Raw genomic sequence first — 26,402 nt, forward strand, 5'->3', positions numbered from 1 at the left:
ACGGCTCATGGCTGCTGCGGGCCGGCGATCCGGGCGGCGACCAACTGCTGCAACCGCCACAGATGCCCATCATGGATGCCGCGCTGCTCTAGATTCTTTACCGTATTGTAGAGATAGTCGGCGCCCGAGCCCCAATGGCCGCAGGATGTCGCAAGCCTCTCCGCCACCTCGTCCTCACTGAGCGGCCCGGCATAAGTCGTACCGCTGCGATTGATGACGAAGGCCAGCGCACGCAACGGTCCCTTGTCGGTTGAGAGCTGCAGAAGGCGCGGCCGGTAGCTTGTCGGCTTCAACGTCATCTCGCGCCGGAAAAGCTTGTCCAGCCCCTGCCTGCGGTCGTTCTCGACCAGCCGGAAAGCAACCCCTTTGCACTGACCTCCGCGATCGAGCGCCATCATAAGGCCGGGCTGCTCCTTGGTGCCGCGCCAGCGCGTCATCTTCATGCAGAACGAGCGGTGCCAGCCGCGCGCAAGCGCCACGCGTTCCTCAGTGTGCTCGATCTCAGGCTTCCAGATGAGCGATCCATAGCCGAACAGCCAGAGCGGCTCCGTGGCCGGAAGCACGGCCTCGAACGCATCGAGCATCGCCGCATAGTCGGTGTCATCCAGATGCGCCGCATCGGGATCCGGTCCCGCATCCTCGACCGCGCGGAAGCAGCGGGCGACCAGTTCCTCGGTAAGCGACATGGTTCTTGGCAGCATGCGCGCGACCTTAAGGTTCATCGTCGGCCATGTCGATTACATGCGTACGGTGCGGCTGGCCCCGCTCGGCCCGGAGCAGATCGAGCTGACCGCCGAATGGCTGTTCGCGCCGGATGCGCTGGCTGAGACCGATATCGACAACATCGTGGCCTTCGGCACCCAGGTGCTGGAAGAAGACGCCGCGATCTGCGAGGTCAACCAGAAGGGGCTTCGCTCGATGCGCCATCAGGCCGGCGTGCTGATGCCGGAGGAATACGATCTCCACCGCTTCCACGATTGGGTGCGTGGCCGTCACGCAGCGTTCAGAACGCCTTCGGCAGATAGCGCCAGGTGACGAAGCCGCAGAAGGCGGCCAGGATGCCGAGCGTGACGAACACCGAGCCGAGGCCGAAGAAGGTGAGCACCACCGAATAGACCAGCGGCGGCGTCAGTTCGGAGAAATCGAGATAGGTGCGATAGACCGCCGCCATCTGCGCCTTCTCGTAAGCGCGCACCGAGCGCATGAAGGCGGTCGAGCCGAGCGCGTCGAGCGCGATGGTGAAGAGCGCGCCGCAAAGCAGCAGCGCGCCTGTGAAAAGCGGCGCCGCCTCGCCGACGCCGCCCGCGGCAAACAACATCGCCGACATGGCGAAATAGGCGAAAGTCATGACGCGCCTTCCGCCGAAGCGCTTGCCGGCCCTGCCCCAGAAGATCGCTACGAACAGAAGCGCGTTGCCGGCCGAAACCAGCAAGCCGCCGGCAAGCTCGCCCTGGCCGGTGATCACCATGAACAGCGGGCCATAGACGAAGAACGTCGTCCAGAAGCAGGAGCGGCCGAAGGCGATCAGCCAGGCAAGCCTGAGCCTTGGCTGCTTCACGAAGCGGCCGATATTGGCGAGCGGATTGGCCGGACGCGACTTGCCGGGCCGGATCGACTGGTTGTCGCTTAGCCGATAGAACCAGAACAGGCAAAGCAGCGCGAACGCAAACACGATGACCGCGCCATGCGCGGCATAGATGCCGAAATGGGTGTAGAGGAAGATGCCGAGCGTCGGCCCGCCCGTCCAGGCGAACATCGACCAGGCCATGCGCAGCGATTCCGCCTGCATGAAGTCGGTCTTGCGGATGTGATCCATGATGTAGAGGTTGAGCGTGATCGACAGCGCGCTCGCCCCCATGACGCGGCAGAGCATGCCGGCAATCTGTCCGGGAAGCGTGTGGGTGACGAAGAAGGCGGAGCCGATCGCCAGCAACGCGCAACCAGCCGTGTAGACCCAGCGCCGCGCGAAGCGGCGGATCAGCATCGGCATGAACAGCGTGACCGAAAGACCCATCAGCGACACGATGGTGTAGAGGATCGAGACGATCCGCTCATTGTGCAGGATCTCGTAGGCCTGGATCGGGATCACGCTGGAGATGGTGGCGCGAGCGAAGGATTCCACCGCATAGAGCGAGGCGAAGGTACGCGCATCCGCCGGCCGCAAAGCCGGAAGCCAGATCGGATGGCGCACATGGGTGGACATCGGCCCTCCGGGACGTGAATCACGCGGTCAAATCTGGCCGGACCAGCTGCCGGTCAGTAGCAGGAAACCGACCCCGACAGGCCGAAAAGCGAAGCCTGCCAAAGGCTTTCCGCCTCTGGCCTAAAGCGAAATTTCATGGCTGCCATGAACCGCATTGATGGCCGCCTGCTTCTGTCGTCCACTTGAACCGTGATAGTCGTTTGGCAGGACTGAATCGGATCGAAATGATGAGCCTTCCAACGACGAGCGCCCCTGTTCAGGACGCGCCAAAGCACGGCCGCATCCAGGCCATCGACATCCTGCGCGGCATCGCGCTGATCGCGATGGCGAGCTACCACTTCACCTGGGATCTCGAAAACTTCGGCTACACCGTGCCCGGCCTCACCGCTTTCGGCTGGTGGAAACTTTACGCACGCTGCATCGCCTCGACCTTCCTGTTCCTGGTCGGCGTCAGCCTCTTCCTCGCCCATGGCCGTCAGATCCGCTGGCGGGGCTTCTGGAAGCGTTTCGCCATGGTTGTCGTTGCGGCAGCAGCCATTTCGACGGTCACTTATTTCGTTACGCCAGATGGTTTCATCTTCTTCGGCATCCTGCACGAGATCGCGCTGGCGAGCCTGCTCGGCCTCGCCTTTCTCAGGCTGCCCTGGCTGCTGACCGCGATCGTTGCCGCCGCGGTGATTGCCGCGCCTTATTATCTGCGGTCGGAGTTCTTCGACCATCCGGCGCTGTGGTGGGTAGGTCTTTCCGCCACCAACCCGCGTTCCAACGACTACGTGCCGCTTTTCCCGTGGTTCGGCGCGGTGCTTGCGGGCATCGCCACGGTGAAGCTCGCTTCCGCCGCTGGCCTGCTCGCCCGTCTGGGAACATGGCTGCCCGGCCGCTGGTCGAAGCCGCTGACCTTCATCGGCCGCCACAGCCTCGCCTTCTACCTCATCCACCAACCGCTTCTGTTCGGCTCGGTGTGGCTGTTCTCGCAGATCATGCCGGCAGCCCCTCAGGACAGGGAAGCCGGCTTCCTGCCGGCTTGCCAGGCGCAGTGCGAACAGCAGCGCGACAGCAAGTTCTGTACGAGCTATTGTGGCTGCATGCTGGACACGCTGAAGGGCGAAGGGTCTCTCGACAAGCTCTACGCCAACGATCAGTCCAGCGTCTGGAAGTCGCATCTGGCCGACCTGGCGGAAACCTGCACCGCCGCGACCGAGGACCAGAGGGAGGGAGGGCAGCAATGACAGGCATCACAAAGCCCAGACACGGGATCATTCCCTGGCCGCCGGTGATCTATGTCGTCGCGATTGCGGCGAGCGTCGTCCTCGGCATGCTCTACCCGCTGCCGTGGATCGGCGACATCTTCGGCGATCTCATGTTCGGCGTCGGCTGGGTGGCGCTGTTCGGCGTCGCCATGCTCTGGATCACGGCCATCCGCGTCATGATGCGGGCCAAGACGACATTCGACCCCAATGCCGAGCCCGATCACCTGGTGACGTCTGGCCCCTTCGGTATTACCCGCAACCCGATGTATCTCGCCAACACGCTGCTGCTGATCGGCGTCGCCTTCATCACCGGCATCGCGTGGTTCCTGCTCTTTGCCTTCCTCGCCGCCTTCGCGACGCAGAAGCTGGCGATCGAGAAGGAAGAAAAGATCTTGGCGGCGAAGTTCGGCAAGAAATACCGCGATTACGCCAAGCGGGTCCGGCGTTGGATTTGAGGTTGCCTCGCTTGGATCGGTCGCGGGGCCAGGCTTCTTTAGCCGCCAGGATTGCGTGCTTCCGCAACGCCTCTCCAATCGTCATTCCAGGGCGGAGCAAGGAGCGAAACGACGCGCGCAGACCCTGGTCGCCGCGGCGAGAATTCTGTCCGCCGCATGCCTCGGCGAAGGTAACGGAATGGATCCTCGGGTCTTCGCTCCGCTTCGCGTCGCTACGCCCAAGGATGACGAAGGTTCGGAACGCTTCGGCTAATCACCAAGGTCCGCTATGACAGGTGCCGTCATGTATTCACGCCCAACTCGGCCAGCCGCTCAACGCAGGACTCTTCGGCCTGGTCCAACTCGGCCAGCGTCTCTTCCAGGTCGCGCCGCTTCTGGCGCAGGTCCTCGCGCTTTTCCTCGATGCGCTTGATCATCAGCTTGAGCTGGCCGACCTCGCCGGGCGGCTCCTTGTACATCTGGATGATCTCACGGATCTCGTTGATCGAGAAGCCGAGCCTTTTTCCCCGCATGATCTGACGGATGAGATGCCGGTCGGACGGCCGGAACAGCCGCGTGCGGCCGCGCCTTACGGGCTGTACCAGCCCCTCGTCCTCGTAAAAACGCAATGTCCGCGTCGACACGTCGAACTCGCGCGTCAGCTCGGTGATCGTGTAATATTCCCGCATTCCCGCTCCCAAGCCCGGGCATCGCCGCTTGAAGCGTCGCCCTTCCCTCCGATGATACCCATCCGCGCCGGAATCGGCACGTGACCCCGCGGCAACCTCGCACGGCATTTACGTAAAAGTCAATTAATGCCGGCCTGTTGATTTAGGGCACTCTAAACCACCACGTCGCCAGACCCAAGAAGGCAAAGAAGCCGACGACGTCGGTGACGGTGGTGACGAAGACGGCGGAGGCCACGGCCGGATCGATCTTGAAACGGTCAAGCAGCAGCGGGATGAGAATCCCGGCCAAGGCGGCCGCGAACATGTTGATAATCATCGCCGCGGCGATGATGCCGCCAAGATTGGGATCGCGGAACCAGACTGCGGCCACGATGCCTATCAGCGCAGCGAAGACGATGCCGTTGATGAAGCCCACGCCGACTTCGCGGCGGATGATGCGGGCGGCGTTGTAGATGTCGAGGTCCCGCGTCGCCAGCGCGCGCACGGTGACGGTCATGGTTTGCGAGCCGGCGTTGCCGCCCATGCCGGCGACGATCGGCATCAGCACCGCAAGCGCCACCACATGCTCGATCGTGCGGTCGAACAGGCCGATGACCGAAGCCGCGAGGAAGGCGGTCACAAGGTTGACCAGCAGCCAGGGCACGCGCGAGCGCGAGGTGGCGAGCACGGTGTCGGACAATTCCTCGTCGCCGACGCCGCCCATGCGCAGAAGGTCCTCTTCCGCCTCTTCCTGGATGACGTCGACCACGTCGTCGATGGTCAGCACGCCGACCAGCCGCCCGTTCTCGTCGACCACGGCGGCGGAGAGGAGGTTGTACTGCTCGAACTCGCGCGCCGCCTCTTCCTGGTCCATCGTGGCCGGAATCGCGTGCAAGGTCTCATGCATGACCTCCTCGACCTTGACCGCGCGCTTGGTGCGCAGGATCTGGTCGAGATCGATGGCGCCGAGCAGCTTGAAACTCGGGTCGATGACGAAGATCTGGCTGAAACGCTCGGGCAGGTTCTTATCCTCGCGCATGTAGTCGATGGTCTGGCCGATCGTCCAGAATGGCGGCACGGCGACAAACTCGGTCTGCATGCGCCGGCCGGCGGTCTCTTCCGGATAGTCGAGGGCGCGCCTGAGCCTGATGCGCTCCGTGAAAGGCAGTTGCGACAGGATCTCGTCCTGATCTTCCTTCTCGAGATCCTCGAGGATGTAGACGGCGTCGTCGGAATCGAGCTCCTGCACCGCCTGCGCGATCTGCGCGTTGGGCAGGTTATCGACGATGTCGAGGCGGATCGCCTCGTCGACTTCGGTCAGCGCGGAGAAGTCGAAATCGGAGCCGAGCAATTCCACCAGCGCGCGGCGCTGTTCGGGGTGAAGCGCCTCCAGCACGTCGCCGAGTTCCGATTGGTGCAGGTCGTCGACTTCGCGCTTGAGGGTGATCGTGTCGCGGTCGGCAATCGCCGCGCCGATCTGGGCAAGGAAGGAGGAGCGAACGGCGCCGTCCTCGCCATAGATGTCGGCGTGGCGCTCCTCGGCGGGCGCGGCGCCGGTCGTCTGTCTGTCCTGACTTTCCACCAGCGCCTCCCGCAACGAGGAATCCCGAACGAGGTCTAGTGCATGATCCCGAAAGTGGAAACCGCTTTTCGGGAAATCCAAACCTGTGCGGCAGATAGCGCGGCAATGGGATTCGTCTTGGAAAGATGTCACCCTAGCGCGCGGAATGGCCAAGGAAATGTGACGGTCGCCTTTGCCCCGCAACTTCTCGGAAGCAGCGCGCGGCGCCGGCGCTGCAACTGCGACAATCGCTTCAGCGGGCGCGACAGCGCATGTCGCTGGGGAAAGAGCACCCCTTCCCCATTGAGGCAGAATTGTCATGATGCATGATCCAGCAGGATCAGCGCATCGCCAACCGCTCCGAGGACAAACGCTGGCCTTGAACATCAAGTCCACAAAGACGAACGAGGGGAATGCCGAGCAGCGCGTTCGCGTGGTCGTCGCCGAGCGCAATCCATTCGTCGTTTCGGCGCTGCGCGAGATGCTGGAATGCGAAGGTCGTTTCGATTTGCTCGGTGTCGTGCACAGCGGCGCGCAATTCCTGGAACTGGCTGCCGCCACGCAATTCGATGTCGCCGTCGTCGGCTGGAAGCTGGCCGATATGGACGGCGCCGATGTGCTTACGGAAGTCCAGAGCCGCGAGCTTGGCGTGCGCATCACGATCTTTTCCAACGACCACGACATCGGCATCCTGAAGCAGTGCGTACGCCTCGGCGCTCAAGGGTACTGCTTCCAGTTCGACGATCCGCCGGTCATCTTCGAGACGATCCTGGCGGTCGCGCATGGCCGCATCTGCATCCCCTATATCGACATCAACAAGGTCAACGACACGCCGTTGTCCAGACTCACCGTGCGCGAGCGCGAATTGCTGGCGGTGCTTTCCGACGGCTGGACCAATCTTCAGATCGCAACGCGGACCGGGATTTCCGAGAACACGGTGAAGTATCACCTGAAGAATCTCTACGACAAGCTGGACGTCCGCAACCGCGCCATGGCCGTCGCGCTCTATTCGAGCGAGAAACGCCGCACCTCCAAATCGCCTATCGGGTAGGCCAACCGGGTGGGATCATCCCACCCGCAAGGGCCAACAACTTACCCGGCAAGGTGTTGTTGCAAGGCCTCGTCGAAATGAAACTGCCTCCACAATCCCAACGATCGGAGGAGTTTCGCGCATGGCTGGGTTCACGCATCTTTTCATCCCGGGGCCTACCAACATTCCCGAGCAGGTCCGGCAGGCCATGAACCTGCCGATGGAAGATATGCGCGCCTCCTCCTTCCCCAACCTGACGCTACCGCTGTTCGAGGACATCAAGCGAGTCTTCAAGAACGAGACCGGCCGCGTCTTCATCTACCCCTCCTCGGGCACCGGTGCCTGGGAAGCGGCGATGACCAATGTGCTCAGCCCCGGCGACAGGGTGTTGATGTCGCGCTTCGGCCAGTTCTCGCATCTGTGGGTCGACATGGCCGAGCGCCTCGGCTTCGATGTCGATGTCATCGATTGCGAATGGGGCACCGGCGTCCCGCTCGAGCTCTATGCCGAGAAGCTTCGGGCCGACAAGGCGCACCGCATCAAGGCTGTCTTCTGCACCCAGAACGAGACCGCGACCGGCGTCACCAGCGACGTCGCCGGCTGCCGCGCCGCGCTCGACGCGGCGAACCACCCTGCCCTTCTCTTCGTCGACGGCGTTTCCTCGATCGGCTCGATCGACTTCCGCCAGGAGGAATGGGGTGTCGACTGCGCCGTCAGCGGCTCGCAGAAAGGCTTCATGCTGCCGGCCGGCCTCGGCTTCCTGTCGGTCAGCAAGAAGGCGCTTGCCGCTTCGCGGATGGCGACACACCGGCACTGCTACTTTTCCTTCGAGGACATGATCCGCACCAATGACGCCGGCTATTTCCCTTACACGCCGGCGACCCAGTTGCTGCGCGGCCTGCGTGCCTCGCTCGACCTGATTGCCGAGGAAGGGTTGGAAAACATCTTCGCCCGCCACCATCGCCTGGCCGAGGGCGTGCGCAAGGCCGTCGACGCCTGGGGGCTGAAGCTCTGCGCCAAGACAGCGCAATGGCACTCCGATACGGTCAGCGCCATCCTGGTGCCGGACGGCATCGACAGCGCCAATGTCGTCAAGCGCGCCTACCAGCAATACAACACCTCTCTCGGCGGTGGCCTCAACAAAGTGGCCGGCAAGGTCTTCCGCATCGGCCATCTCGGCTGGCTGAACGAGGTGATGGTGCTGGCCTCGCTGTCGGCCGCCGAAATGGCGCTGCTCGACTGCGGCGTGCGCCTGGCGCCGGGTTCGGGCGTGGCGGCGGCGATCGAGCATTTCCGCCGCACGGCCGACGTGCCTGTCGCCAAGGCTGCGTGAGGGGGGACCATGAGCCACATCATCAACCATCTGAAGAAACTGCGGTTGCAGCGCAGCGAGCTCGCCGTTCCGGGTTCGAGCCCGGAGATGATCGACAAGGCGGCGAACAGCGCCGCCGACTTCGTCTTCCTCGACATCGAGGATGCGGTCGCGCCGCCCGACAAGGAGCGCGCCCGCAAGAACATCATCCAGGCGCTGAACGACATCGACTGGCGCACCAAGGGCAAGACCGTCTCGGTGCGCATCAACGGCCTCGACACGCATTACATGTACCGCGACGTCGTCGATGTCATGGAACAGGCCGGCGACCGGCTGGACACCATCCTGGTGCCGAAGGTCGGCGTGCCGGCCGACCTCTACATGGTCGAGGCCATGGTCAACCAGATCGAGATAGCGAAGGGTTTCAAGACCCGTGTCGGCCTCGAAGCTCTGATCGAGACGGCGCTCGGCATGGCCAATGTCGAGGCGATCGCCGCCACGCCCGGCCGGCTGGAGGCGATGCATTTCGGCGTCGCCGACTATGCCGCAAGCAACAAGGCCCGCACCGTCAATATCGGCGGCCTCAATCCCGATTATCCCGGCGACCAGTGGCATTTCGCCCTGTCGCGCATGACGGTCGCCTGCCGTGCCTATGGCCTGCGCGCCATCGACGGGCCGTTCGGCGATTTCTCCGACCCCGAAGGCTATAAGGCGGCCGCCAAGCGCGCCGCGGCCCTCGGCATCGAAGGCAAATGGGCGATCCACCCTTCGCAGATCGCCCTGGCCAACGACGTATTCTCGCCGCCGGAGAAAGAAGTCACGCGGGCCAGGCGTATCCTCGAAGTGCTGAAGGAGGCCGAGGCGCTCGGCAAAGGCGCGGCGGCGCTCGACGGCAAGATGATCGACGCGGCGTCGGAGCGCATGGCGCGCAACGTGCTGGTGGTGAACGAGGCGATCGAGCGCGCAGGCCAACTCGTTAGCGAACAAAAGCCGCAAGCCGCGCAATAGACATACCGGGAGGACATGATGGACATCCACGAATACCAGGCCAAGGAACTGCTTGCCCGCCACGGCGTGCATGTACCGCGCGGCGGCCTCGCCTACAGCCCCGAGCAGGCGACCTACCGCGCCAGGGAGATCGGCGGCGCCAAATGGGTGCTGAAGGCGCAGGTCCACTCCGGCGCGCGCGGCAAGGCCGGCGGCATCAAGCTCTGCTCGAATGACGAGGAGATCTCCAACGCGGCCGAAGCCATGCTCGGGCGCAAGCTGGTGACCCACCAGACCGGCCCGCGCGGCAAGCTGATCTCGCGCCTCTATCTCGAAGAAGCGGTCGATATCGCGCAGGAGCTCTATCTCGGCTTCGTGCTCGACCGCAAGGAAGAGCGCGTCATGATCGTGGCGTCGGCTGCCGGCGGCATGGAGATCGAGGAAATCTCCGAGAGAAAACCTGATTCCATCATCCGCGCCACCGTCGATCCCGGGGTCGGCATGCAGGGCTTCCAGGCGCGCGAGATCGCCTTCGGCCTCGGGCTCGAGAGCAACCTGATCGGCAAGGCGACCGAAACCATCCTCGGCTGCTACCAGGTGTTCCGCGACTACGACGCCTCGATGCTGGAGATCAACCCGCTGGTGGTGACGCGCGACGGCAGCCTCGTCGCGCTCGACGCCAAGATGTCCTTCGACGAGAACGCGCTGTTTCGGCGCCCGGAAATCTCCGAGCTGCGCGACAAGAGCCAGGAAGATCCGCGCGAGACTTTCGCCAGCGACCGCGGCCTCTCCTATGTCGGGCTCGACGGCAATATCGGCTGCATCATCAACGGCGCCGGCCTCGCCATGGCGACGATGGATATGATCAAGATCGCCGGCGGCGAGCCGGCCAACTTCCTCGACATCGGCGGCGGCGCCTCGCCAGAGCGTGTGGCGAAATCCTTCCGTGCAGTGCTCGGCGACAAGAATGTCGAGACCATCCTGGTCAACATTTTCGCCGGCATCAATCGCTGCGACTGGGTGGCCGAAGGCGTCATCAAGGCGATCCGCGAGGTCGGCGTCGACGTCCCTCTGGTGGTGCGCCTTTCCGGCACCAAAGTCGAGGAAGGCCGCAAGATCCTGGCCGATTCTGGCGAGGCGGTGATCGTCGCCGACACGCTGGCCGAAGCCGCCGAAAAGGCGGTCGCCGCCTGGCGCGAAGCCACCAAGAACAAAAAAGCAGCCTGAGGGAGGTCGAGAAATGGCAATCCTGCTCAACCGCAGCACGCGCGTCATCGTGCAAGGCTTCACCGGCAAGATCGGCAGCTTCCACGCCGACGACATGAAGCGCTACGGCACCAAGCTGGTCGGCGGCGTCACCCCCGGCAAGGGCGGCCAGACGCATCTCGGCCTGCCCATCTTCAACACCGTCAAGGGCGCCGTGCGCGAGACCCGCGCGGAGGCCAGCATCGTCTTCGTGCCGCCGCCCTTCGCCGCCGATTCGATCATGGAAGCGGCCGACGCCGGTATCAAGCTCTGCGTCTGCATCACCGACGGCATCCCCTCGCAGGACATGATGCAGGTCAAGCGCTACATGCGCCGCTACCGCTTCGAGGACCGCATGCGCCTCGTCGGTCCGAACTGCGCCGGCGTCGTTACGCCCGGACAGGCGCTGATGGGCATCATGCCGGGCAGCATCTATCTGCCCGGGCGCGTCGGCATCGTCGGCCGCTCCGGCACGCTGGGCTACGAAGCCGCCTCGCAGATGAAAGCGCTGGGCATCGGCGTGTCGACCAGCGTCGGCATCGGCGGCGATCCGATCAACGGCTCGTCCTTCAAGGACATCCTGCAGCTTTTCGAGCGCGACGACGACACCGACGCCGTGGTGATGATCGGCGAGATCGGCGGCCCGCAGGAAGCCGAAGCCGCGATCTGGGCGCGCGACAATATGAGGAAGCCGCTCATCGCCTACATCGCCGGCCTCTCCGCCCCGAAAGGCCGCCGCATGGGCCATGCCGGCGCGATCATCTCCGCCTTCGGCGAGTCGGCGCAGGAAAAGGTCGAGATCCTCAAGGAAGCCGGCGTCGTGATCGTGCCGACCCCCGCCTCCTTCGGCGAGGTGGTGGCCGATACGCTGGCTCGGACGAAGAAGGCGGCTTGACGGCCGGCCAGGCGAAAGTCGCGGAAGCAGAAAGTGGAAGCCAGTCTCGTGCCGGCGATCCTCGCGATCGCCGGCCCCCGATCGGCTCGCCTTGCGGGTCGACGCGGCCTTGGCAAAAAAGCAATTCGAGGAAACTGCGCAGCAATTTTTGTCGGGAATTGCGAACATTTAGCGCGGCTACAGCGGCGATCGACGGACGTTCGGACCAGCGGCTTTGGAACAGAGCAAACCCATCAAGTTTCGTGAGGACGAGCGCAGCCTGCTGTTGCGCCTGCTGCTTCAGGTCGCAAGCGCGCGCGAGCCCGAGATCGCCGCGGTCCTGAGCGGCCGCAGGTCGCTCCTCTCGCTGGCCCCCGAGCAGCGCATCCCGGCGCTTCAGGCGAGCGGCGTCTGGTTCCAGTTGCTGGCGATTGCCGACGAGTTGCTGGCCATGCGGGCGCGGCGCGAGCTCGAGCAGGGCGCGGGCGCCGATGAAGTGCCTGGATCGTTCGCCAGCGTGATTGCCGAGATGGCGGCGAACGGCCACTCGGCGGCGGAAGCCCAGGCGGCGCTTGACGAACTTTGCGTCGGCCCCACCATGACCGCGCATCCGACGGAGGCAAAACGCGTCACGGTGCTGGAGATCCACCGCCGCATCTATCGCAAGCTGACCGAGCTCGACCAGCCGCGCTGGGCGCCGCGCGAACGCGATCTCCTGGTTGCCGATCTGGAGAGCGAGATCGAGCTTTTGTGGATGACGGGCGAGCTGCGGCTGGAGCGGCCGACCGTCGAGCGCGAGGTCGCCTGGGGACTGCATTTCTTCCGCGAAGTCATCTTCGAGGCAACGCCGCAGCTCTATGGCAAGCTTCAGGATGCCTTCGAGCGTCACTATCCGGGCGAGCCGATCAAAATTCCCTCCTTCATGCGCTATGCCTCGTGGATCGGCGGCGACCGCGACGGCAATCCGAATGTGACGGCCGAAGTCACCGCCTACGCCATGATCGAATACCGCAACACCACCATAGGCTGGTATCTGGCGCAGCTGCAGCGGCTGGTGTCGGTGCTCAGCGCCAGCACGAACGTCATCGAGCTGCCGGCCAGCTTCAAACAGGTGCTGCAATCAGCGCTTGAGAAGAGCGGAGAGTCGCAAGCGATCGCCCTTCGCAACCCTGACGAACCGCTCCGCCAGTTCGCTTCGGCCCTGCTTGCCCGGCTGGTCGCCACGCGCGACGGCGGCAAGGCGGCGTACCTCTCGGCGGAGGCGTTTCGGGCCGATCTCAACGCGCTGTCTTCGGTTCTGGAAACTATCGGAGGGCGCGCGGTGGCCAGGCGTTTCGTCCAGCCGCTGCTTTGGCAAATCGGAAGCTTTGGTTTCCGCACGGTCTCGCTCGACATCCGGCAGAACTCCACGGTCGTCAACCGGGTGCTGGCCGAACTGTTCGCGCTGACCGATCCGGCCGATCCCGTCGCCCCCGGCACGCCGCAATGGTCGGCGCGCATTCGCGCGGCGCTGAGCCAGGGCGAGCGGCTGGAGATCGACGAAGGGCGGCTCTCGCCGGAAGCAGCCGAGCTGCTTTCGACATTCTCGGTTATCGCCAAGCAGATCTCGGGCTCCGATGCCGATGCGGTCGGCTCTTTCGTGCTCAGCATGACCCGCTCGGCCGACGATCTGCTCGCGGTCTACCTGCTGGCGCAATATTGCGGACTGTCGACCGCGCCCGGAGGCGGCGGCACGATCAGGCTGCGGATCGTGCCGTTGTTCGAGACCATCGCCGATCTGCAGGCAGCCCCTGCCATCCTGAACGGGTTGCTCGGCGTCTCGCTGGTGCGGCGGACGGTGCGCGATTTCGGCGCGCGCCAGGAAATCATGCTTGGCTATTCGGATTCCAACAAAGATGGCGGCTTCCTCGCTTCGAATTGGGAGTTGGCAAAAGCGCAAAAGCGCCTCACGGTCATCGGCCGCAAGCACAACACCAGGATCAGCTTCTTTCACGGCCGCGGCGGCTCCGTCAGCCGCGGCGGCGCGCCGACCGGCCGGGCGATTGCGGCGCAGCCGCAGGGCACCGTCGCCGGATCCATGCGGGTGACCGAGCAGGGCGAGGTCGTTTCGTCGAAATTCGCCAATCGCGGCACCGGCCTCAACCAGCTCGAGGTTCTCGCTGCCGCCGTGCTGGCGCACGGTATCCGATCCACTGGCGATGCCAGGCCTAAGGAAACGCCGGAGTTCGACGAAGCGCTGGAAGCGCTGGCGGGCATGTCGCAGGCGTCCTACGCCGGATTGATGGCCGAGCCGGGCTTCCTCGACTATTTCAACCAGGCGAGCCCGGTCGCGGAACTGGCGCTGCTTAAAATGGGCTCACGCCCGGATCGTCGCTTCGGCGCCAGCGGCATTGCCGACCTGCGCGCCATTCCATGGGTGTTCGCCTGGAGCCAGAACCGTCATCTGTTGACCGGCTGGTACGGCATCGGCAGCGCATTGAACGCCTTCGTCACGGTGCGCGGCGAGGCCGGGCGCGAGCTTCTCGCCCGCATGTTCGAGCACTCGCGCTTTTTCCGCCTGATCGTCGACGAGGCCGAAAAGACGCTCTACCAGTCCGACATGGAGATCGCGCGGCTCTATGCCGGCCTGGTATCCGACGGCGATACGGCGCGACGAATCCACGCCCGGATCGCCGCCGAATATGAGCTGACGCGACGCCTGATCCGCGAACTCACGGGAGGCGATCTTTCCGCGCGCTTCCCAATGTTCAAAAGGCGTTTCGATAACCTGCGCCGGCAGATGGACGATATTCACCGGCTGCAGGTCAGTCTGCTGCGTGAGGTCCGGGCAGGCACCGACGCAGATCAAAAGCGGGCGACCGACGCCCTGCTCGTCTCGATCAACTGCATCTCGGCAGGTCTGGGGTGGACGGGATAGGCACCATTTGCGAGTTGCCGGGATCGCCTCGCGTCAAGCCATAAGCGGCGGTGTGGTCTCATCGCCCGCCGCCGCTTCGCTTTGATCCAAGGAACCGCAGGCGGCGACGAGAACGTTCGCTCGCCGATGCCAAATTCTACGGGTTTTTGGAAAGAATGGTGCGGTCGAGAAGACTCGAACTTCCACGGGTTGCCCCACAGCGACCTCAACGCTGCGCGTCTACCAATTCCGCCACGACCGCACGTGGTAGGAGCCGGAACCGTCCGGCCCGGGGCCTGTAGCAAATCGTTTCCGGCGAAACAAGTGCGCTGAGCGGAATATTCGCGAATGCGTATCAGCCACAAGTGCGCAGAGGTTTTGGGAGGCCGACGTGCATCAGACAAAGCGGCTGGCACAAGCCTCCGCGGCCCGGCTTCACGTTGGCGGAACTGGACGTTTTGGCCGATTGCCGCCATATGAGAGGAGCATCGAGAAAGTTCCATGACAGAACGCAGCCAGATCGCCACGTCGTTTCTTCCTCTCCCCGGTTCGGCGCCGGTGGAATGGGTGATCGAACCCGGCCTCACCTCTTATCCTGACGCGCTGGCCTTCATGGAAGCGCGCGCCGAGGCGATCCGCAGCGGTGCTGCCGGCGAGATGGTCTGGCTGGTCGAGCATCCGCCGCTCTACACCGCCGGCACCAGCGCGCGAATCGATGACCTGATCGATCCCGACCGCTTCCCGGTCTTTGCCGCAGGCCGCGGCGGCGAATACACCTATCACGGTCCCGGCCAGCGCGTGGCCTATGTGATGCTTGACCTAAAGCGCCGGCGCGAGGATGTGCGCGCCTTCGTCGCGGCGCTCGAGCAATGGATCATCGCCACGCTCGCCGCCTTCAACGTGCGCGGCGAGCGGCGCGAGGACCGCGTCGGCGTCTGGGTGGTGCGGCCGGATCGCCCCCGCCTGCCCGATGGCTCATCCGCCGAAGACAAGATCGCGGCAATAGGCATCCGGCTGCGGCGCTGGGTGAGCTTTCATGGCATCGCCATCAATGTCGAGCCGGATCTCGGCCATTTCAGCGGCATCGTCCCCTGCGGTGTCTCGGACCATGGCGTGACCAGCCTTGTCGATCTCGGGCTGCCGGTCACGATGGCCGACCTCGATCTGGCGCTGAAATCCGCTTTCGAGGACGTGTTCGGGCCTGCCGCCGTTCCGGCTGCAGAGCCTGCTCGCAAGGCCGGCTGAACATCGCTCCGCCTGGAGGTGTTGAGATTCAGGTCAGGCCGAGCCGAAAACGATGGGTTCCGAGAACCGGCCTACGCCGGCCGTAGCCTTCATAGAGCAAAGACACTTATGAGGGCTTCGGCCGGCGAAGGCCGGAGCGGAGCGTACTTAAGTACGTGAGCACCGGAAGCGCAGGAAGCTGCCGTTTGCAGGCCGGCCTCATCTGAATATCAACATACTCTACATTAGCTGCGCGGATGCCCACAGCATGCCGTAGCCATGGATGGCAAAGACGGCGAGCAGCGCGCCGGCCATGACCAGCCGATCGAAGGTCTTGATCGGCTTCAACTCGTGACGCGGCTTCACGCCGCTGCCCATAGTTATCAGGCTCAGCATCGCGAACACCGCGCCGGCGATCAACAGGAAGCTCGGCGAGAAGCCGGCCCGCCAGCCGAGCGCCAGAAGCGCCGAGAGCAGCAGGAAGGACGCCAGCGCCAATGCCGCCGGCCCCGGACAGATCTGGCGCAACACCTGGCCGCCGTCGAATTTCCACACCGGCACCAGATTGGCGATGTTGAACAGCGACGCGCAGCCGGCAAGCGTCGCCAAAAGCATGGCGGCCAGCCGATGTCCTTCGCTGCCGGCGAAGCCGCTGGCGGCGATCAGCACCGGCACCAGGAAAGCGGAGAAGCCGGCACCCATCAGCGCCACGAACGCCACCTCGAAACGACTGTCATAGGGTCTGCCGCCGATCGCAATGCCGCCAAGCAGCGGAACGAAGATCATCCGTGCCCGGCGATGCCCCGTCAGCCGGAAGGCGGCCATATGGCCAAGCTCATGCAGGGCGACCACCGAGGTCAGGATCGCGGCCAGCGCCAGGCCGCCGAGGTTGAGGCCGAAGAACGGCCACAGGACCAGGGCCGAAAGCGCGGCTAAGCCGACCTGGCTCAGCGGATGCTCGAACCAGCCGCCCTTGCGATAGGTGCCGGTCGCCGCCCAGACGTCGAGCTTGCGCAATTCACGCCGCATAGCGAAGAAGCGGAAGATCAGGAAGGCGACGCCGCGATAGCGGTCGGTCTGCGTAAGCGTGACCCGTGTCGCATCGGCCTCCGGCACGAGCTCGGCGGTCTCACGATAATTCGCCCAGAACGAGGAATCGAGCGCCGTGTCCTCGATGACGGTCATCGAGAAGCGGCTGCCCTCGCTGACCTCCTCAAACCGCGCCTTGCGTTCGATCGGCCGGCCGTCACGGCCGTCCCAGGACAATCTGACCAGCGCCATCCCTTCACCGTCCAGGGGCTCGGCGGCAAGGATTTCGCCCGACCAGCCGGCGTCGCCGCCGAACGGCCACAGCGCCTGCCAAAGGCAATTGCGATCGGCCTTGATCACGCGGCTGACCGTCACCGTGCGCAGTCCGAGCGGCACGGTCATCAAAAGAAAGATCAGTCCGAGATTGCCGGCCACGAGCGTGACCGTGACGATGACCGACACTGCCTTGGCTCCCTGTCTTGAGGGAGCAGCCTAGCGGCGACGCGGCCAAGAAAGGCTTAACAGCGGGCGGGCTCTTGTCCGTTTCAGGCGGATCTCCCCACCCCGACTTGGGCGGGCTCCTGCCCGCCCCAACGACGGGCGGGCATCTGCCCGTCCCGTACGGCGGCGAAACCGCCTGATCACATGGCGCCGATCCAGATCGCCATGGAAACGAGAAAGGTGCTCATGCAAACCAGCGAGACAACATCCTGAACCAGATCAGACATAACTCTCTCCGTTGTTGGAATGTTCGTAATTTGTTCTAATTTTGTTCGAATGTCAATGATCGTCTCGGGCGCGCTGGAGCGAAACCGCGCGGTCCGTTTGGGCAGGGTTAAGGAAAGGTTGACGGCACCAACGTTGGTGAGAGGGCGCCGGGATGTGTTGAGATTCAGGTCAGGCCGAGCCGAGAATGGTGGCATCCGAGAACCGGAGCGGAGCGTACTTTTGGGTACGTGAGCACCGGAAGCGCAGGAGGCCGCCCTTCGCAGGCCTATAGCGGCACGACCTTCCCCTCGGCCAACGTCACCCGCCGGTCCATGCGTCCGGCGAGCTCGTGGTTGTGGGTGGCGATCAGCGCCGCGAGGCCCGACTGCCTGACCAGCGCCTCCAGCGCATCGAACACATAGGAGGCGGTGACCGGATCGAGATTGCCGGTCGGCTCGTCGGCCAGGAGCACCAGCGGCGCGTTGGCAACGGCGCGGGCAATGGCGACGCGCTGCTGCTCGCCGCCGGAAAGCTCGGCCGGCCGGTGCTGCGCGCGCTTGCCGATCTGCATGTAGTCGAGGAGCTGCGCCGCCCGCTCGGATGCTTCCTTGCGGCCGAGCCCCTTGATCAGCTGCGGCATCATGATGTTCTCGAGCGCGGAGAACTCCGGCAGCAAATGATGGAACTGATAGACGAAGCCGACATCGTTGCGGCGGATCGCGGTGCGCTCCTCGTCCGACAGCCGGCCGCAGGCACGGCCGGCGAGGATCACGTCGCCCGCGTCGGGCCGCTCCAGCAGTCCCGCCGTGTGCAAAAGGGTGGACTTGCCGGTGCCCGACGGCGCCACCAGCGCCACCATCTCGCCGCGCCTGAGCGAAAAGTCGGCGCCGTTCAAAATGGTGAGCTTGCGCGGCCCTTGGACGTAGTGCCGCTCGACGCCCTTCAACTCGATAATGGCCTCGGCCATCATTCGTACCTCAAGGCTTCGACGGGATCGAGCCGGGCGGCCCGCCAGGCCGGGAACACCGTCGCGAGGAACGACAGGCCAAGCGCCATGATGACGACATAGGTCGTCTCGCGCGGATCCATCTTCGCCGGCAACTGGCTGAGGAAATAGAGCTCGGGATTGAACAGGATCCTGCCGGTCATCCAGGAGAAGAACTGGCGGATCGATTCGATGTTGAGGCAGATGACGACGCCGAGCAGCACGCCGGCGATCGTGCCGGTGACGCCGATCGCCGCGCCCGTCATCAGAAAGATGCGCAGGATCGCGCCGCGCGAGGCGCCCATCGTGCGCAGGATGGCGATGTCGTGGCCCTTGTCCTTCACCAGCATGATGAGGCCGGAAATGATGTTGAGCGCCGCCACCAGCACGATCAGCGTCAGGATCATGAACATGACGTTGCGCTCGACCTGCAGCGCCGAGAAGAAGGTCTCGTTGCGCTGTCGCCAGTCGACGAGGTCGACCGGCCGCTGCGCCGCCTGCTCGACCAGGGGCTTCAGCGCGTCGACATTGTCGGGATTGTCGACATAGATCTCGATGGTCTGGGCTCGCCCGTCCATGTTGAAATAGAGCTGCGCTTCCGAGAACGGCATATAGACGATCGAGCTGTCATATTCCGACATGCCGACCTCGAAGATTGCCGCCACCTTGTAGCCCTTCATGCGCGGCGTGGTGCCGAGCGGCGTCACGTCGCCGTCCGGCGAGATCAGCGTGATCGTGTCGCCGAGCACCAGCCCGAGGCTTTCGGCCATGCGCTTGCCGATCGCCACGCCGTCGCCGGTGTCGAAACCGTCGAGCGTGCCCTGCTTGATGTTGCTGGCGACGATCGAAATCTTGCCGAGGTCCTCGCCGCGGATGCCGCGCACCAAGGCGCCCGTGCCGCCGCCGACATTGCCTTGCGCCAGGACCTGGCCGTCGATCAGCGGGATGGCGTATTTGACGCCCGAAACACCGTTGATGCGACTCGCCACCTGGGCGTAATCCTCCAGCGGCGAATCGAGCGGCTGCACGATGAGATGGCCGTTGACGCCGAGGATGCGGGTCAGCAACTCGGCGCGGAAACCGTTCATCACGGCCATGACGACGATCAACGTCGCGACGCCGAGCATGATGCCGAGAAAGGAGATCGAGGCGATGACCGAGATCACCGTCTCCTTGCGGCGCGAGCGCAGATAGCGCCACGCCACCATGCGCTCGAAGCCGGAGAAAGCGCCCGCCGCTGACCTGGCCGCTGCCGCCGCCTCGTTCATGCGGCGATACCCAGGCGTTTCTTGGCCTCGGCGATCGGCAGCGTCTCGCGCTCGCCCGACCTGCGGTTCTTGATCTCGACCTCGCCGGCGGCCACGCCGCGCGGGCCGACGATCACCTGCCACGGCAGGCCGATCAGATCGGCGGTGGCGAACTTGCCGCCCGGACGCTGGTCAGTGTCGTCATAAAGCACGTCCTTGCCCGCCGAAGTCAGAGCCGTATAGAGCTCGGCGCAGACGCGGTCGCATTCGCCGTCGCCGACCTTCATGTTGATCAGGCCGATGTCGAAGGGCGCCACCGCTTCCGGCCAGATAATGCCGTTCTCGTCATGGCTGGCCTCGATGATCGCCGCGACCAGGCGCGACGGACCGATGCCGTAGGAGCCGCCCGAGGCGTAATGGTCCTTGCCGTCGGGGCCGGTCACCTTGGCGTTCATCGGCTTTGAGTATTTCTCGCCGAAGTGGAAGATGTGGCCGACCTCGATGCCGCGCGCCGAGACCTGCTCGCTTGGCGGAACGTTCGCCCAAGCCGCCTCGTCATGCATCTCGTCGGTGGCGGCATAAGGCGTCGTCCACTTTTTCACAATGTCGCCGATCTCGGCATCGTCGGTGAAGTTGGTGTTCGCGCCCGGTACGTCGAGCGTGAGATAGGCGCGGTCGCAGAACACCTGGCTCTCGCCGGTTTCCGCCAGGATGATGAACTCATGGCTGAGGTCGCCGCCGATCGGGCCGGTATCGGCGCGCATCGGAATGGCCTGCAGGCCCATGCGCGTGAACGTCCTCAGGTAGGAGACGAACATGCGGTTGTAGGCGGCCCTGGCGCCCTCGAAATCGAGGTCGAACGAATAGGCGTCCTTCATCAGGAATTCTCTGCTGCGCATGACGCCGAAGCGCGGGCGCACCTCGTCGCGGAACTTCCACTGGATGTGGTAAAGATTGAGCGGCAGGTCCTTGTAGGATTTCACGTAAGCGCGAAAAATCTCGGTGACCATCTCTTCGTTGGTCGGGCCGTAGAGCATGTCGCGATCCTGGCGATCCTTGATGCGCAGCATCTCCTTGCCATAGTCGTTGTAACGGCCGCTCTCGCGCCACAGATCCGCCGACTGGATGGTCGGCATCAGGATTTCCAGCGCGCCGGCGCGGTTCTGTTCCTCGCGGATGATCTGGCAGACCTTGTCCAGCACGCGCTTGCCCAATGGCAGCCACGAAAAGCTGCCCTGCCCCTGCTGGCGGATCATGCCGGCGCGCAGCATCAGCCGGTGCGAGACGATCTCGGCCTCGCGGGGATTTTCTTTGAGAATGGGCAGGAAGTAGCGCGACAAACGCATGGACTGGTCCGTGAGTGAAATGGCGGCGCGGGGAATCGGCGCGCCTAAGGCTGCTTGCCCGGGCTTCATAGCCATTTCATGGCCGAATGGAAACCCGAGTGCCCCAAAGTATCGGGCCTTCTGCACCTTACCAAAAAGGCGATTTTGACCGCGAAGTGCCGCAAATCGCTATTTGATCGATTCACAAGCAAGCCCTGCCGCACTATTGTGCAGTGCAGCACGATATTGCCCGTTTCGGAGCAAAATTCTTCGTGACATTTTCACCTGCCTTGGTCTAGTGTGCGCCGATAACCGAGAGGGCGGAGAAAAATCTGCTCTCCTACGCGGTCAAAGTCTTGGGAGGATGCGATCTAGGCGCGGTAACTCGCTGCCGCCGGACACCGGAAACAGATCGGACGCGTTTAAATTGCAAGGCCTCGTGCCTTGCATTTTTTTTGTGCAATCATCTGCTTAGCACGACCATCTGCCAAACAGCATCAGCCATTCGTTAGCCACCGAATTCGGAAGCCGGCTTCCGAATTCAACTTTGGCGCGCGTATGCTGCTTAATACTTGGGGAGACTGTATTCTCAGCGTCAGTGATGGGCATTCGGACTAAAGTCCGGCATGATCCGCATGATGTCGTCGAAGCTAAATCCCAGGCCTATCGTAAGACCGTAGAGAATGCCCATGACGACCACCGTCACGAGCGTCGCGCGGATGAAAGCGCGCAACATGTGCGGTCCGCGCGGCGCGCTGGAAACGGTCCCAAGCGTGACGTCCTGGTCGTCGTCCTGCGTGCGCAGGCTGAACGGCAGAACAACGAACAGCACCAGCCACCAGGTGACGAAGAACAGCGCGGCGAACAGGATCCAGTTCATGCCTGCTCCAGTTCGACCAGCGTGCCGAAGAAATCCTTGGGATGCAGGAACAGCACCGGCTTGCCGTGCGCGCCGATCTTCGGATTGCCGTCGCCCAGCACGCGCGCGCCGCTTGCCTTCAAATGGTCGCGGGCAGCCAGGATATCATCGACCTCATAGCAGACGTGATGAATGCCGCCTGAAGGGTTCTTCTCGAGGAAGGCCGCGATTGGCGATGTCTCGCCCAGCGGCTCCAGCAACTCGATCTTGGTGTTGCCGACATCGACGAACACCACGGTCACGCCATGCCCCGGCAGCGCCTGCGGCTCGCCCACTCGCGCGCCCAGCGTATCGCGATAGGCGGCCACCGCCGCGGCCAGATCCGGCACGGCAAGCGCGACATGGTTCAGGCGTCCAAGCATCGGCGGTTTCCTCAGGCAGTAGGCAGTAGAAAAGAAGCAAATTTGGCTAGCTAAAAAGCAATCGCCTTTCCTATTGCCTACTGCCTAGTCCCTACTGCCTACTCCCTCATCTCGTAACAAACACCGTCACCAGCGGCTTCTTGCCCCAGGCCTCGTTGGCGGCGCCGCGCACGGCGCGGCGCACCGCCTCCTGCACCAGGTCGAGGTCTTTTCGGCGCTGACGCGGAATGGAGTCCACCGCGCCGATTGCCGCATCGAGCATCAGATCCTCCAGCGTCTCGCCGCGGGCATCCGCCTCGGCGACGCCGATCGCCACCAGATCAGGGTCACCGGCAAGCTCATATTTGTCGTCGAGCACGACGTTGACCGCGACATGCCCGGCGAAGGACAGCTTGCGGCGGTCGCGTATGCCCATCGCCTGGTCGGTGCCGATCAACAGGCCGTCCTTGTAGAGCCGGCCAAACGGCACCTGATCGATGATCGTTGCAGGACCAGGCCAGAGCCTCAGCATGTCGCCGTCGCGCACCTGCGCCACCTGGCCGATGCCCGACATCGACATCAGCGAGCCCTGCGCCACCAGATGCGCCGCCTCGCCATGCACGGGAACGCCGATCTGCGGCCGCACCCATTCATACATTTTGCGCAATTCGCTGCGGCGCGGATGGCCGGAGACATGCACCAGCGCGTCGCCGTCCTCGATGATCTTCATGCCGAGATCGATCAGCCGGTTCTTGATCTCAAGAATTCCCTTTTCGTTGCCGGGAATGGTACGCGAGGAAAACACCACCGTGTCGCCGGCCGTCAGCGCCACCGACTTCATCTCGTCGCGTGAAAGCTTTGCCAGCGCCGCCAGCGGCTCGCCCTGGCTGCCGGTGCAGATGATGACCAGGTTCTCGCGCGGGATATAGCCATAGTCCTCCTCGGCGATGAACTCCGGCAGCCCGTCCATGTAGCCGAGCTCGCCCGCCACATCGATGACGCGCTTCAGCGAGCGGCCGAGCACGAGGCATTGCCGGCCGGCATCGCGCGCCGCCTTGGCGATCGATACGATGCGCCCGACATTGGAGGAGAAGGTGGTGACCGCGACGCGCCCCTTCGCGCTCTCGATGACACCCTTGAGGCCTTCCCCGACAGCAACTTCCGACGGCGACTCCCCTTCCCTCAGCGCGTTGGTGGAATCGCAGATCAGCGCCAGAACGCCCTTGTCGCCATAAGCGCGGAACCGTGCCTCGTCGGTCTTCGGGCCGATCGTCGGCGCCGGGTCTATTTTCCAGTCGCCGGTGTGGATGACGGTGCCGGCGGGCGTGGTGATCGCCAGCGACATCGGCTCGGGAATCGAATGCGCCACTGGAATGGCCTCGATCTCGAAAGGTCCGATGGTGAATTTCTCGCCGGCCCGATAGATCGACGCCGGGATCTTCGGCGCGCCCTGTTCGCCCTGCCGCTTGGCTTCGAGCAGGCCTGCGGTGAACGGCGTCATCCAGACGGGCGCCTTGAGCTTTGGCCAGATGTCGAGCAGCGCGCCGTAATGGTCCTCATGCGCGTGGGTGATGACGATCCCGCGCAGTCCGTCGATATTCTCCTCGATGAAGCGCGTATCGGGCAGGATCAGGTCGACGCCAGGATGCGCGCTGTCGGGGAAGGTCACGCCGACATCGACGATGATCCATTCGCGCGCGTCGGCAGGCCCATAGCCGTAAAGGGCGAAGTTCATGCCGATCTCGCCGACGCCGCCCAGCGGCGCGAAGACGAGTTCGGCGTTTTCTCTATTCGCCATCAATTCTTTCCTTCCTGGCCGTCAGGCCAAGCCGTTGGCGCAATTCCGGGAAAAGCGTGTCACGGCTTTCCGTCCGGAATTGCACAAAAACAAAATTATACCCGGGCCGAGGCGACCGCGCCGAAATGCACGTCGCCGGCCGCGATCGTCAAAACCGATCCCTCATCGTCGCGGATCACAAAACGGCAGTCCTCGTCAATGGTTTCGAAGACGCCGCGCACCACATTGCCGTCAATTCTGACAGCAACCTCGCCGCCGAGCCCTGCCGCGCGGGCAAGCCAGCGCTTTCTGATGGCATCGAGCCCGCGCCCGTCATCCCACAGCCTGGCATTCTCGCTCCAGGCATCCGAAAGCGCCAGGAACAGCGTTTCGGCGTCGCAAGTGGCGCCCAGCGCCTGCAGCGACGTCGCCGGATAAGGCAAATCCTCAGGGTAAGCCACGACATTGACGCCGATGCCGATAGCGACGGCAAAGCGGCCGCCATCGAGCATCGCCGATTCCAACAGGATGCCGGCAAGCTTGGCGCCGGAGGCCAGCACGTCGTTCGGCCATTTCAGCTCGAAGCGGTTGCGGCCCTGGCTTGCGCCGTCCAAGGCGACAGCGATCCGGCCTTTCGGCACGACGGCGTCGAGCGCGTCGGCCAGCGCAAGCCCCGCGACGAAGCCGAGCGTCGCAGCCAGCCGAAGCTCGCCGCCCGGAACCAGAAGCAGCGTCGCCGCGAGATTGCCTTCCGGCGTCGCCCAGGCACGGCCACGCCGGCCGCGACCGCTCTCCTGCTTCTTCGACACGACCCAGAGTTTTCCGGGATCGCCGGCGCGGGCGTGTTCCAGCGCCAGCGCGTTGGTGGAGCCGACGCTGTCATGCGCCTCGAGCCGGAATCCCTCCGACGCCGCGGTTGGAGCCAGCCGAAACGCCATCCCGTCAGAAGAAGGTCTTCGCGGCAGCTTCGGCATAGTTGCCGATCGGCCCGCCGATCAGCACATAGAACAGCACGAAGGCGCCGCTGACGCCGAGCACCAGGCGCAGTTCGCTCGCCATCGGCACGAAGCCGCCGACAGGCTCGTCGAACCACATGATCTTGATGATGCGCAGGTAATAATAGGCACCCACCACCGAGGCCAGCACGCCGATGATCGCCAGCGCGTAAAGATGCGCGTTGATGGCGGCCAGGAACACGTACCACTTCCCCCAGAAGCCGGCGAGCGGCGGGATGCCGGCCAGCGAGAACATCAGGATGGTGAGGATGGTGGCCATGATCGGATTGGTCGAGGCAAGGCCGGCCAGATCGCTGATCTGCTCGACATTGCCTTCCTTGCGCCGCATGGCGAGGATGAAGGCGAAGGTGCCGAGCGTCATCACCAGATAGATCAGCATGTAAATGGCGACGCCGCGCACGCCGGCCTGGCTGTTGGCGGCAAGGCCGACCAGCGCGTAGCCCATATGGCCGATCGAGGAATAGGCCATCAGGCGCTTGATGTTGGTCTGGCCGATGGCCGCGAAAGCGCCAAGCGCCATCGAGGCGATCGAGATGAAGACGACGATCTGCTGCCAGTCCGAGGCGATCGGCTTGAAGGCGCCCATGGTGACGCGCACGATCAGCGCCATCGCCGCCATTTTCGGCGCGGCGGCCAAGAAGGCGGTGATCGGCGTCGGCGCGCCCTCATAGACGTCCGGCGTCCACATATGGAACGGCACGGCAGAAATCTTGAAGGCGAGACCGGCAAGCACGAACACCAGGCCGAAGACCAGGCCGAGCTGGCGCTCGCCGCTGCCAAGCGCCGTTGCGATCTCCTGGAAGCCGGTGTTGCCGGTGTAGCCGTAGACGAGGCTGATACCGTAAAGCAGCATGCCCGACGACAGCGCGCCGAGGACGAAATATTTCAGACCCGCCTCGGTCGAACGCAGATTGTCGCGGTTAATCGCTGCCAGCACATAGATCGCCAGCGACTGCAGCTCGAGCCCGAGATAGAGCCCGATCATGCCGTTGGCCGAGATCATCAGCATCATGCCGAGCGTGCACAAGAGCACCAGAACCGGGAATTCGAATTTGTCGAAATGTTCTTGGCGTGCAAAGCGCATCGACATGACCAGCGTCACCGCCGAGCCGATCAGCGCCAGCATCTTCATGAAGGCGCTGAAGGAATCCTGCACGAAGGCGCCGCCATAAGCGGCGCCCTGCGTGCCGGAGAAGGCAAGCCACAGGCCGGTCACCACCAGCACGAGGACGGCCAGGCCAGTCACGGTCATGGTGCTGTTGGAGCGCGAATAGGCCCCGATCATCAGGAGCACCAGCGCGCCGACGGCGAGGATCAGTTCCGGCGTCGAGAGCGAAAGGCTGGAGAGAAGGTCCGGCGTCATGGTCTATT

At 64.1% G+C, this 26,402-nt stretch carries 23 protein-coding genes and 1 tRNA gene; 10 read left to right on the forward strand and 14 right to left on the reverse strand.

Annotated elements, in window-relative coordinates:
• Window positions 1-5: 5 nt before the first annotated feature.
• The gene (locus LB565_RS01010) at window positions 6-701 is read right to left on the reverse strand and encodes a gamma-glutamylcyclotransferase (RefSeq protein ID WP_224581338.1); all 696 of its coding nucleotides are present in this window, start codon (window positions 699-701) and stop codon (window positions 6-8) included.
• Here LB565_RS01010 and LB565_RS01015 point away from each other — a divergent pair.
• A complete protein-coding gene (locus LB565_RS01015) occupies window positions 685-1,035 on the forward strand; it encodes an SRPBCC family protein (RefSeq protein WP_224581339.1) in 351 nt (116 codons plus the stop codon). The genes LB565_RS01010 and LB565_RS01015 overlap by 17 nt on opposite strands.
• Here the strand turns inward: LB565_RS01015 and LB565_RS01020 are convergent.
• Window positions 1,004-2,203, reverse strand: a complete 1,200-nt coding sequence (locus LB565_RS01020) for an MFS transporter (RefSeq protein WP_224581340.1) — start codon at window positions 2,201-2,203, stop codon at window positions 1,004-1,006. The two genes, LB565_RS01015 and LB565_RS01020, sit on opposite strands and share 32 nt — an antisense overlap.
• 227 nt (window positions 2,204-2,430) lie before the next feature.
• On the opposite strand from LB565_RS01020, the gene LB565_RS01025 reads away from it, so the two are divergent.
• Window positions 2,431-3,432, forward strand: a complete 1,002-nt coding sequence (locus LB565_RS01025) for a DUF1624 domain-containing protein (RefSeq protein ID WP_224581341.1) — start codon at window positions 2,431-2,433, stop codon at window positions 3,430-3,432.
• Window positions 3,429-3,908, forward strand: a complete 480-nt coding sequence (locus LB565_RS01030; protein WP_224581342.1) for a methyltransferase family protein — start codon at window positions 3,429-3,431, stop codon at window positions 3,906-3,908. Before LB565_RS01025 ends, LB565_RS01030 begins: the two co-directional genes overlap by 4 nt.
• A gap of 281 nt (window positions 3,909-4,189) precedes the next feature.
• On the opposite strand, the gene LB565_RS01035 is transcribed toward LB565_RS01030, so the two are convergent.
• The gene (locus LB565_RS01035) at window positions 4,190-4,576 is read right to left on the reverse strand and encodes a MerR family transcriptional regulator (protein ID WP_027168973.1); all 387 of its coding nucleotides are present in this window, start codon (window positions 4,574-4,576) and stop codon (window positions 4,190-4,192) included.
• A gap of 142 nt (window positions 4,577-4,718) precedes the next feature.
• On the reverse strand, window positions 4,719-6,137 hold the full coding sequence (mgtE, locus tag LB565_RS01040; protein ID WP_224581343.1) for a magnesium transporter: 1,419 nt from the start codon (window positions 6,135-6,137) through the stop codon (window positions 4,719-4,721).
• 358 nt (window positions 6,138-6,495) lie between these two features.
• Here mgtE and LB565_RS01045 point away from each other — a divergent pair, with 358 nt between their 5' ends.
• The 6 genes from LB565_RS01045 (at window position 6,496) to LB565_RS01070 (ending at window position 14,481) form a co-directional block, all read left to right on the forward strand.
• Window positions 6,496-7,167, forward strand: a complete 672-nt coding sequence (locus LB565_RS01045) for a response regulator transcription factor (RefSeq protein WP_224581344.1) — start codon at window positions 6,496-6,498, stop codon at window positions 7,165-7,167.
• 121 nt (window positions 7,168-7,288) lie between these two features.
• A complete protein-coding gene (locus tag LB565_RS01050) occupies window positions 7,289-8,479 on the forward strand; it encodes an aminotransferase class V-fold PLP-dependent enzyme (RefSeq protein ID WP_224581345.1) in 1,191 nt (396 codons plus the stop codon).
• A gap of 9 nt (window positions 8,480-8,488) precedes the next feature.
• Entirely contained in the window at window positions 8,489-9,466 is a 978-nt protein-coding gene (locus LB565_RS01055) for an HpcH/HpaI aldolase/citrate lyase family protein (RefSeq protein WP_224581346.1), read from the forward strand.
• An 18-nt stretch (window positions 9,467-9,484) separates the two neighbouring features.
• Entirely contained in the window at window positions 9,485-10,672 is a 1,188-nt protein-coding gene (locus LB565_RS01060; RefSeq protein WP_224581347.1) for a malate--CoA ligase subunit beta, read from the forward strand.
• Between the two features lie 13 nt (window positions 10,673-10,685).
• A complete protein-coding gene (gene sucD, locus LB565_RS01065) occupies window positions 10,686-11,585 on the forward strand; it encodes a succinate--CoA ligase subunit alpha (RefSeq protein ID WP_224581348.1) in 900 nt (299 codons plus the stop codon).
• Window positions 11,586-11,799: 214 nt separating this feature from the next.
• A complete protein-coding gene (locus LB565_RS01070) occupies window positions 11,800-14,481 on the forward strand; it encodes a phosphoenolpyruvate carboxylase (RefSeq protein WP_224581349.1) in 2,682 nt (893 codons plus the stop codon).
• Between the two features lie 156 nt (window positions 14,482-14,637).
• Here the strand turns inward: LB565_RS01070 and LB565_RS01075 are convergent.
• A tRNA-Leu gene (locus tag LB565_RS01075) sits at window positions 14,638-14,722 on the reverse strand.
• A 239-nt stretch (window positions 14,723-14,961) separates the two neighbouring features.
• On the opposite strand from LB565_RS01075, the gene lipB reads away from it, so the two are divergent.
• Window positions 14,962-15,705, forward strand: a complete 744-nt coding sequence (gene lipB / locus LB565_RS01080) for a lipoyl(octanoyl) transferase LipB (RefSeq protein ID WP_224581350.1) — start codon at window positions 14,962-14,964, stop codon at window positions 15,703-15,705.
• A gap of 219 nt (window positions 15,706-15,924) precedes the next feature.
• On the opposite strand, the gene LB565_RS01085 is transcribed toward lipB, so the two are convergent.
• From LB565_RS01085 to nuoN, 9 genes are all read right to left on the reverse strand, one after another.
• Window positions 15,925-17,175 (reverse strand): site-2 protease family protein, encoded by a 1,251-nt coding sequence (locus tag LB565_RS01085; protein WP_224581351.1) that lies wholly within the window; start codon window positions 17,173-17,175, stop codon window positions 15,925-15,927.
• A 532-nt stretch (window positions 17,176-17,707) separates the two neighbouring features.
• The gene (locus LB565_RS01090; RefSeq protein ID WP_181164814.1) at window positions 17,708-18,391 is read right to left on the reverse strand and encodes an ABC transporter ATP-binding protein; all 684 of its coding nucleotides are present in this window, start codon (window positions 18,389-18,391) and stop codon (window positions 17,708-17,710) included.
• On the reverse strand, window positions 18,388-19,674 hold the full coding sequence (locus LB565_RS01095; protein ID WP_140839951.1) for a lipoprotein-releasing ABC transporter permease subunit: 1,287 nt from the start codon (window positions 19,672-19,674) through the stop codon (window positions 18,388-18,390). The genes LB565_RS01090 and LB565_RS01095 overlap by 4 nt, the downstream gene beginning before the upstream one ends.
• Window positions 19,671-20,999, reverse strand: a complete 1,329-nt coding sequence (gene proS, locus LB565_RS01100) for a proline--tRNA ligase (RefSeq protein ID WP_224581352.1) — start codon at window positions 20,997-20,999, stop codon at window positions 19,671-19,673. Before proS ends, LB565_RS01095 begins: the two co-directional genes overlap by 4 nt.
• Window positions 21,000-21,573: 574 nt before the next feature.
• Complete coding sequence (locus LB565_RS01105) at window positions 21,574-21,858, reverse strand: DUF1467 family protein (protein ID WP_224581353.1); 285 nt, start codon at window positions 21,856-21,858, stop codon at window positions 21,574-21,576.
• Window positions 21,855-22,259 carry a methylmalonyl-CoA epimerase gene (gene mce, locus LB565_RS01110; RefSeq protein ID WP_224581354.1) on the reverse strand — a complete coding sequence of 135 codons (405 nt, stop codon included), beginning with the start codon at window positions 22,257-22,259 and terminating at the stop codon, window positions 21,855-21,857. The genes LB565_RS01105 and mce overlap by 4 nt, the downstream gene beginning before the upstream one ends.
• A 106-nt stretch (window positions 22,260-22,365) precedes the next feature.
• Window positions 22,366-24,036 (reverse strand): ribonuclease J, encoded by a 1,671-nt coding sequence (locus tag LB565_RS01115; protein ID WP_224581355.1) that lies wholly within the window; start codon window positions 24,034-24,036, stop codon window positions 22,366-22,368.
• A gap of 95 nt (window positions 24,037-24,131) precedes the next feature.
• Window positions 24,132-24,953, reverse strand: a complete 822-nt coding sequence (locus LB565_RS01120) for a biotin--[acetyl-CoA-carboxylase] ligase (RefSeq protein ID WP_224581356.1) — start codon at window positions 24,951-24,953, stop codon at window positions 24,132-24,134.
• Window positions 24,954-24,957: 4 nt separating this feature from the next.
• Window positions 24,958-26,394 (reverse strand): NADH-quinone oxidoreductase subunit NuoN, encoded by a 1,437-nt coding sequence (nuoN, locus tag LB565_RS01125; protein WP_224581357.1) that lies wholly within the window; start codon window positions 26,392-26,394, stop codon window positions 24,958-24,960.
• Window positions 26,395-26,402: the final 8 nt, after the last annotated feature.

Origin of the sequence: Mesorhizobium sp. CA14, assembly GCF_020165195.1 — a bacterium.
Lineage (GTDB): Bacteria > Pseudomonadota > Alphaproteobacteria > Rhizobiales > Rhizobiaceae > Mesorhizobium.